This is a genomic window from Pseudomonas protegens, from assembly GCF_003732485.1.
GTDB lineage: Bacteria > Pseudomonadota > Gammaproteobacteria > Pseudomonadales > Pseudomonadaceae > Aquipseudomonas > Aquipseudomonas protegens_B.
Genome location: NZ_MOAK01000021.1, coordinates 1 through 2,567, shown reverse-complemented (window position 1 = coordinate 2,567; position 2,567 = coordinate 1). Strand labels below are relative to the sequence as shown.

Genomic DNA, 2,567 nt, shown 5'->3' with positions numbered 1-2,567 from the left:
AAGCAGATCATCCAGATGGCCCGTGAAGCCGGCGCGAAAAACGTCTACTTCTGCTCGGCGGCCCCGGCTGTGCGCTACCCGAACGTGTATGGCATCGATATGCCAAGCGCTCACGAGCTGATTGCCCATAATCGTTCGACCCAGGATGTGGCGGACCTGATTGGTGCTGATTGGCTGATCTATCAGGACCTGCCAGACCTGATCGAAGCGGTCGGTGGCGGCAAGATCAAGATCGAGAGCTTCGATTGCGCCGTGTTTGATGGCAAGTACGTCACTGGCGATGTGGATGAGGCCTATCTGAACAAGATCGAGAGCGCTCGTAATGATGCGTCCAAGGCCAAGACCCAGGCGGTCAGCGCCATCATCGATCTGTACAACAACTGATCCAGAGCATTTAAGAAGACATTAGGAGTAGGCGGCATGAGTCAGGATTGGGATGCCGGTCGGCTGGACAGCGACCTTGAAGGCGTAGCGTTCGATACCCTGGCGGTGCGCGCCGGCCAACACCGCTCGCCGGAAGGCGAGCACGGTGATCCGATGTTCTTCACCTCCAGCTATGTGTTTCGCACGGCCGCTGATGCGGCTGCGCGGTTCGCCGGCGAGGTCCCCGGTAACGTCTACTCGCGCTACACCAACCCTACGGTGCGCTCGTTCGAAGAGCGAATCGCGGCGCTGGAAGGTGCAGAGCAGGCAGTCGCCACGGCCACTGGCATGGCAGCCATTCTCTCGGTGGTCATGAGCCTTTGCAGTGCTGGGGATCATGTGCTGGTGTCGCGCAGTGTATTCGGCTCGACCATCAGCTTGTTCGAGAAGTACTTCAAGCGTTTTGGTGTTGAGGTTGATTACGTACCTCTGGCGGATCTCTCTGGTTGGGATGCGGCCATCAAGAGCAACACCAAGCTGCTGTTTGTCGAGTCGCCATCCAATCCCCTGGCCGAATTGGTGGATATCGCTGCGCTGGCCGAGGTGGCGCATGCCAAGGGCGCGATGCTGGTGGTCGACAACTGTTTCTGTACTCCAGCGTTGCAGCAGCCGCTGAAGCTCGGCGCGGACGTTGTGGTGCATTCGGCGACCAAGTTCATTGACGGCCAGGGCCGTTGCATGGGTGGTGTGGTGGCCGGGCGCAGCGAGCAGATGAAAGAAGTGGTGGGTTTCCTGCGTACGGCAGGGCCGACCCTGAGTCCGTTCAATGCGTGGATCTTTCTCAAGGGCCTGGAGACTCTGAGCCTGCGGATGCGCGCCCACTGTTCCAATGCCCTTGCCCTGGCGCAATGGCTGGAGCAGCAGGACGGGGTCGCGAAGGTGCACTATGCAGGTCTTGCCAGTCATCCGCAGCACGAGCTGGCCAAGCGTCAGCAGCGCGGTTTCGGCGCGGTGGTGAGCTTTGAGGTCAAGGGCGGTAAAGAGGGCGCCTGGCGCTTTATCGACGCCACTCGGCTGATTTCGATCACTGCCAACCTGGGCGACAGTAAAACCACTATTACCCACCCGAGCACCACTTCCCATGGGCGTCTGGCGCCTCAGGAGCGTGAAGCTGCCGGTATTCGTGACAGTCTGATTCGCATCGCGGTCGGGCTGGAGGATGTAGCTGACCTGCAGGCCGACCTGGCTCGCGGTCTGGCAGCCTTGTGATCGAGTTGTCCACGCCTAAGGGTGGCGGCAATGGTCGTGTCGCGCTGGTCACCGGCGCCGCGCGGGGCATTGGCCTGGGGATCGCTGCATGGCTGATCAGTGAAGGCTGGCAAGTGGTGCTGACCGATTTGGATCGAGAGCGCGGTTCCAAGGTGGCCAAGGTGCTGGGTGAAAGCGCCTGGTTCATCACCATGGACGTGGCTGATGAAGCGCAGGTGGCTCAGGGCGTGGCTGAGGTGCTGGGGCAATTCGGGCGCCTGGATGCCCTGGTCTGCAACGCTGCTGTGGCCGACCCGCACAACATCACCCTGGAAAGCCTGGATCTGGCCTACTGGAATCGAGTGCTGGCGGTGAATCTTGGCGGGCCCATGCTGCTGGCCAAGCATTGCGCGCCTTATCTGCGTGCCCATGGCGGTTCTATCGTCAATCTGGCTTCGACCCGGGCTCGGCAATCAGAGCCCGATAGCGAGGCCTACGCGGCGAGCAAGGGTGGTTTGCTGGCGTTGACACACGCTCTGGCAATCAGCCTGGGGCCGGAAATCCGGGTCAACGCCGTGAGTCCTGGCTGGATCGATGCTCGTGATCCAGCTGCGCGACGTGCCGAGCCATTGTCTGATGCTGATCATGCCCAGCATCCCGCGGGCAGGGTGGGGACGGTGGAAGACGTGGCGGCGATGGTGGCCTGGCTGCTGTCGCGCAATTCGGGATTCGTTACTGGCCAAGAGTTCGTGGTGGACGGTGGCATGACCAAGAAAATGATTTATCAAGGATGATGCGGTCTCGACTTTTGCCTGAGCCTCGCAGCGTATCGCTTGCTGTTGTTTTTTTTAAAAAACTTCAAGCCTGCTATTGACTTAGCTTCGTTACCTGCGTAAATTTCGCGGCCTCAGCGAAGCAAAGGGTGATTAGCTCAGCCGGGAGAGCGTCTGCCTTAC

Annotated in this window: 2 protein-coding genes and 1 pseudogene; all 3 read left to right on the top strand. The window is 60.3% G+C overall.

The features are described from left to right. Positions 1–384 (top strand): annotated as a pseudogene (locus BLX41_RS34225) (amidophosphoribosyltransferase); the annotation flags it as partial. 36 nt (positions 385–420) lie between these two features. After that, complete coding sequence (locus BLX41_RS02305) at positions 421–1,632, top strand: O-succinylhomoserine sulfhydrylase (RefSeq protein WP_123723608.1); 1,212 nt, start codon at positions 421–423, stop codon at positions 1,630–1,632. Next, positions 1,629–2,405, top strand: a complete 777-nt coding sequence (locus tag BLX41_RS02300; protein WP_123723607.1) for an SDR family oxidoreductase — start codon at positions 1,629–1,631, stop codon at positions 2,403–2,405. The genes BLX41_RS02305 and BLX41_RS02300 overlap by 4 nt, the downstream gene beginning before the upstream one ends. Positions 2,406–2,567 lie beyond the last annotated feature (162 nt).